Origin of the sequence: Mycolicibacterium vaccae NBRC 14118 = CIP 105934, from assembly GCF_001552715.1 — a bacterium.
Classification (GTDB): domain Bacteria; phylum Actinomycetota; class Actinomycetes; order Mycobacteriales; family Mycobacteriaceae; genus Mycobacterium; species Mycobacterium vaccae.
On the sequence record NZ_BCRS01000245.1, the window covers coordinates 1 to 5,669 of the forward strand.

A 5,669-nucleotide genomic window follows, 5' to 3' on the forward strand; every position below is an offset into this window, starting at 1 on the left:
GCGGGTGCCCGCCACGAGCAGCGCCCGATGCCGGCTCCCGCGCCGCGGCCGGCACCCGCTCCGCCGCCGTCGCAGTTCTACGGCGAGAACACCGATCCCAGGCACGCGGCGGCGCCGACGTCGGCCGCCGCGATGGGGAATCACCGGGCTATCGATGCGTTGTCCCATGTCGGGGTCCGGTCCGCGATCAAGATGCCGTCCCAACGGGGTTGGCGGCACTGGCTTTACGTGATGACCCGGATCAACCTCGGTCTGTCGCCGGACGAGCTCTACGAACTCGACCTGCACACCAGGATCCGGCGCAACGCCCGCGACTCGTACCACATCGGCGTCTTCGGCCTCAAAGGCGGCGTCGGCAAGACCGCGGTGACGGTAGCACTCGGATCCGCGTTGTCCGACATCCGCGGAGACCGGATCCTGGCCATCGACGCGGATCCGGACGGCGGCAATCTCGCCGATCGCGCCGGGCGCCAGTCGGCCGCCACGATCGCCGACCTGTTGTCGGACAAGGAGCTGAAGCGGTACAACGACATTCGCGCCTACACGAGCATGAACTCGGCGAACCTGGAGGTGCTGTCCTCCGACGAGTACAGCGCAGCCCGGCGCGAGTTCAACGACGAGGACTGGCGTGCCGCCACCGAGATCGTCTCGCGTTACTACAACCTCGTTCTCGCCGACTGTGGTGCCGGGCTCTTCCAGCCGGGCGCGCGGGGTGTGCTGTCCACGGTGTCCGGCCTGGTGATCGTGGCGAGCGCATCGATCGACGGCGCACGTCAGGCCGCGATCACGATGGACTGGTTGCGCCAGAACGGCTATCAGGATCTGCTCGGCCGGTCGTGCGTGGTGATCAACCATGTGACCCCGGGCAAGCCGAACATCGACGTCGAGGACCTCGTGCAGCAGTTCGAGCGGCACGTGTCCCCGGGCCGGGTGATCGTATTGCCGCACGACAAGCACATCGCGTCGGGCACCGAGATCCAGCTCGGGCTACTCGGGAAGACCTTCCACCGCAGGATCGTCGAACTCGCCGCGGCGCTGTCCGACGACTTCGACAGGCTCGAGCGGCGTTGACCGCAACGGTTGCCCCGCCGACGTCGTCGGGCACCGCCCCTGGGCGCCCGTCGACCACCCGCGTCACGATCCTGACCGGCCGGCGGATGACCGATCTGGTGCTGCCGTCGGCCGCACCGATCGAGACCTACGTCGACGAGACGGTGTCGGTGCTGGCCGACATCCTCGCCGACACCCCGCAGGATGTGTTGGCGGGCTTCGACTTCAAGACCCAGGGTGTGTGGTCGTTCGCGCGGCCGGGGGCGCCGCCGATCAAACTGACCGACTCCCTCGACGACGCGGGCGTGGTCGACGGATCGCTGCTGACCGTCGTGTCGGTGAGCCGCACCGAGCGGTACCGACCACTGGTCGAGGACGTCATCGACGCGATCGCGGTGCTCGACGAGACCCCGGAGTTCGACCGGGGCGCGTTGTACCGGTTCGTCGGCCTCGCGCTGCCGTTGGCCGCGTTGATGATCACGGTGGTGGCAGTGCTGTCATGGGCGTCGACCGGCCGTGACTGGTGGTGGGCGGTGGCGCTCGGGGTGCTCGGCGTCGCGCTGATGGGCGCGAGCATGCTGGCCCAGAAGCGGTTTGACAACGTGAACATGGCCGAGAGCCTTTTGGTGGCGTCGATCGTCACACTCGCGGGGGCCGTGGTGTTGGCGGTTCCGCTGCCGGAGGGAGTGGATTCCCTCGGGGCGCCGCAGGTTGCCGGTGCTGCCGCGCTGGTGCTGTTGCTGGTGCTGGGCACCCGTGGCGGTCCGCGCCGGCGGGCGGAGGTCGCGGCGTTCCTCGCGGTCGTCGCTCTGGCGTCGACCATCGCCGCCGTCGCGTTCGGCTACGGCTGGAACAACTGGGTTCCGCCGGGCGCCATCGCTTTCGGGCTGATCGTGGTCACCAACGCCGCGAAGCTGACGGTGGCCGCGGCGCGGATCGCGTTGCCGCCGATCCCGGCGCCGGGGGAGACGGTGACCAACGACGAGCTGCTGGATCCGGTGACGACCACCGATGCCTCGGAGGAGTCCGAGACGTGGCAGGCGATCATCGCGTCGGTGCCCAGTTCGGCGGCGCGGCTGACCGAGCGCAGCCGCCTGGCCAAGCGCTTGCTGATCGGGTTCCTCAGCGCGGGCGCCCTGATCCTGGCGGTCGGCTCGGTCGCCGTGATCGTGCAGGGCCATTTCTTCGTGCACAGCATGGTCGTCGCCGGGCTGGTGACGATGCTGTGCGGGTTCCGCTCGCGGCTCTACGCCGAACGTTGGTGCGCGTGGGCGCTGATGGCTGCCGCGGTGGCCATCCCGACGGGAATTACGGTGCGGCTGTGCCTGTGGTATCCGGACAAGGCGTGGCTGCTGCTGGCCGGGTACACGGCGCTGGTGCTGGTGGCGGTCATCATCGTCGGCGCCAGTGACGGCGTTCGACGGATCTCGCCGGTGACGAAGCGGATCCTCGAGTTGTTGGACGGCGCGACCATCGCCGCGGTGATCCCGATGCTGCTGTGGATCGCCGGGGTGTACGACGTGCTGCGAAACCTACGGTTCTAGGAAGCGATATGACGACAGGCGGCACTCCTCCACCGCTCTCGGTCAATCCCGAAGAGCTCAGCGCAGCCGGTAACGCGCTGTCGAGTTCGGCGGAGCAACTGCCGGAGGCGCCGGACCCGTTCATTCCGGTGGGGACGGACCCGTTGTCGGCGGCGATCATCGGACAGATTCCGGCGATCGAGACGCCGATCATGACCCAGCTGCCATTGATCAAGGCGCAGGCGACGACCACCGCGAAGAACGTGGTCAATGCCGCCCAGGCGTATGCGGCCACCGATGCCCGCAACGGCGCCAACATCACTCAGCAGATGAAGAACGTTCCGGAGGCGCCCGCATCGGGTTCCGGCGGCGCGGGTCTGGCCTCCGGGGCCGGCGGTGCCGGCGCGGCGGGACAGACGATGAGCTCACCCATGCAGATGGTGGGGCAGATGGCGCAGATGCCGATGCAGGCGATGGGAGCGGTGGCCGCGGTGCCGCAGGGTGTGATGCAGGGCGCCCAGCAGGCCGGGCAGCAGGTGCAGCAGATGGTGGGCCAGTTCGGTCAAGGCGGCGGCGAAGTGCAAACGGATTCGACGGACGTCGCACCGTCGTCGGAGGGCGCGGCCGCGGCGGAACCGGCTGCCGAACGTGCGCCGGAGACCGGGGAACGGTCTGAGGAGGACGAGCAGCGTCACGGCCGCCATCGTGCCGCGGAACCGGAAGACAGGATCGATCTATGACCGCTCCGCTCGAAGTCGACACCAGCGTGCTGCGCCGGGTGGGCGGCGACTTCTCCGCCGCCGGCGACCAGATGGCGGACATGCGGGCAGACGCCCCGCTGGGCGCCGCCGCGGCAGGCGTCCCGCAGTTGCAGACCGCCGCCGCATGCCGCGCTGCGCAGACGACGATCGCCGAAGCGATGACCATGGCCGCCGGCGAGGCGCGCACTTACGGTTCGGATCTGCGCAGTGCGGCTGACAAGTACGACGCCACTGATGAGGCGTCCGGCGCAACCCTTGACGGGGTCGACATCCCGGTGCCTCGGTGACTACCTCTTGACGGCCCGGCAGGCGTGGTCGGTCAGGGACTGCAAGCGCGAAGCGGCGTCGTCGAGATGGGTGTCCGGCAGACCGTAGCTCGGCAGCGCCAGGGCGAACGCGCGTCGGTAGTGCGACGACAGTGCGGCGAAGTCCGCGGCGGTCAGGTTGCCGCTCAGGAGCCCGAGCAGCTGGGACTGGTCGGCGTTCTGCTGCATGAGGCGGGCGGTCTTGTCGCCGAGCTCTCGAAGCTCCGGAGAGCGTTGGGAGGCGGGGACATTCGGGTCGTGCCGGTCGCGCCATTCGCGGGTCTGGGCGTCGTACTCGATCGCCATCGCAGTCCACTCGTCGCAGAAGGCCGAAGGGCCGGCGATGAATCGGGGTGGCCGGTCCGGGTCGGCCAGCGTGCCTTCCGGTACCGGGGGAGGACCCGGTAAGACCAGGGCGGATCGGGCTGCTGCTGCTCCGAAATCGATTGCTGCACAGATGGACTGGATTGACTCAGTGGCGCTGATCGCGGTCAGTGCCAACTGGTCTGCTGCGGGGCGGTAGTCAGCGACGGCGTCGGCGTAAGCGTGCCAGTAGGCGATGGCCTGTTCGTACAGCTCGCGCATGACGCGGTGGGGCGTCTGTTTGGCCAGGGGGACAGTCCTGTCGGCGGCCACCCGCATCGCCGCGGCGACGGCCTCGAACTGCCGGCGTTGGTCCTGCGTCCACTCGCTGCCCGGAATCGCGGGGTCACGGCGGTGCCAGCCGTTGCCGAGTTCGGTGTTCAGCGCGGCGGTGACCCGTTCCCATTCCGGGCAGGTGGGTTCCTCGGTGACGATGGAGACCGGGTCTTCGTCCTGTGCGCTCGCGAACTCGGCGGCGTCGACCGTCGGGCCAGGCGGCGGTGCCGGTGCCGCAGGTGGGGGCGGTGGGGTGGAATCGCGATCCGAGATCCACAATGTCGCGACCACGAGGCCGACGATTGCGAGGAGGGCGCCTGCCAGGAGTACCGGGTTGAGACGTCTCGGCTGAGTCATCTCCACCGACGGTACCTACACGGCTGAATCGGCGCCGACGGCGTCGGCGATGAGGACTTCGAGGTGCTGCCAGTACACCCAGTCGGCGATGGCTCGGCGCTGATCCGCCGGCTCGGGCGAGGTATGGGCGTTGTAGAGGGCGAGCTCCTGGGCGTGCGCGGCGTAGGCGATGAACGCCTTCAGATGCGGAACGCTGCGCTGAGGGTTGGTGCTCATCAGGGGTTTGGACACCTCGAACCACAGCCGGGCGGTCTCGTCGGGAGGAGCTGCGATGTCGGCGCCGGCAGGGGGCAACAGGTCGTTGAGCCCGAAATCGCTGACGGCGCTGAGCTGTTGAGCCGCGGTCGGCGAGATGACCTCCAGGCGGCTGCGGCCCTGAGTCAGTCCGGTGTCGGGGATGTCGTCCTGGGTCAGAATGATCTTGGCGACGCCGGGGTCGAAATTGGCGAACTGCTCCTCGGTGGCGACGACTGCGCGCAACTGGTGGTTGTGGTGGTGGGCCCAGCCTTGCAGGGCCAGGATCGGGTAGGTGGCCCACTTCGCGCGTTCAGCGGCCGGGATCGTCTCGTCGGCGGTGGCCATGCGCACCTGCTCGGGCAGTGCGATCCCGTCGGGGATGTAGGCCAGGCCGTAGCTGTTGGCGACGATGATCGTGCCGTCGGTGGTGACGCCGGTGACCCAGCAGAAGCCGAAATCCATGACGCCGACGTTCAGCGCGGCGCCGATATGACGGGCCCGCTGGAGGGGATCGGCGCCGTTGGTCTTGCGGCGTACAGCGCCGGCCGTCGAGGCGGACAGCGCTGCGTCGCGTTCCGCGCGGGCAGCGGACACCGGGACGGGTGCAGCGGCGGCGGTACCGCTGGCGTTGGACGTCGACATTGGTGCCACACCTGGGCCTACTCCGGCCGCGGCTGCGCCGGGAGCGGCTGGCGGAGGCGGTGCGGGCGGGGCAGGGGTGGTCGGCGGGGCGAGCGGAACCGGGGGTGCTGCCGGTGGACCGCTCGACGCGGGTGGGCCCACCGGGGCGGGCCCGG

General features: G+C 69.5%; 6 protein-coding genes. 4 read left to right on the forward strand and 2 right to left on the reverse strand.

Annotation, left to right across the window (positions count from 1 at the left end; translation table 11 throughout):
- The 4 genes from MVA01S_RS28225 to MVA01S_RS28240 all read left to right on the forward strand — a co-directional run.
- Positions 1–1,071: MinD/ParA family ATP-binding protein (locus MVA01S_RS28225; RefSeq protein ID WP_060941788.1), on the forward strand; the 1,071-nt coding region annotated here is incomplete at its 5' end.
- A complete protein-coding gene (gene eccD / locus MVA01S_RS28230; RefSeq protein ID WP_040541400.1) occupies positions 1,068–2,594 on the forward strand; it encodes a type VII secretion integral membrane protein EccD in 1,527 nt (508 codons plus the stop codon). The genes MVA01S_RS28225 and eccD, both read left to right, overlap by 4 nt.
- Positions 2,595–2,737: 143 nt before the next feature.
- Entirely contained in the window at positions 2,738–3,313 is a 576-nt protein-coding gene (locus MVA01S_RS28235) for a hypothetical protein (protein ID WP_255251725.1), read from the forward strand.
- Positions 3,310–3,621, forward strand: coding sequence for a WXG100 family type VII secretion target (locus tag MVA01S_RS28240; protein WP_003930726.1), 312 nt, complete (start codon positions 3,310–3,312; stop codon positions 3,619–3,621). Before MVA01S_RS28235 ends, MVA01S_RS28240 begins: the two co-directional genes overlap by 4 nt.
- Here MVA01S_RS28240 and MVA01S_RS28245 read toward each other — a convergent pair whose 3' ends face one another.
- Positions 3,622–4,635: an ESX-1 system-associated protein gene (locus MVA01S_RS28245; RefSeq protein ID WP_040541481.1), complete on the reverse strand. Its 1,014-nt coding sequence runs from the start codon at positions 4,633–4,635 to the stop codon at positions 3,622–3,624.
- Between the two features lie 15 nt (positions 4,636–4,650).
- A complete protein-coding gene (locus MVA01S_RS28250) occupies positions 4,651–5,514 on the reverse strand; it encodes an EspK C-terminal domain-containing protein (protein ID WP_003930728.1) in 864 nt (287 codons plus the stop codon).
- Between the last annotated feature and the right edge of the window lie 155 nt (positions 5,515–5,669).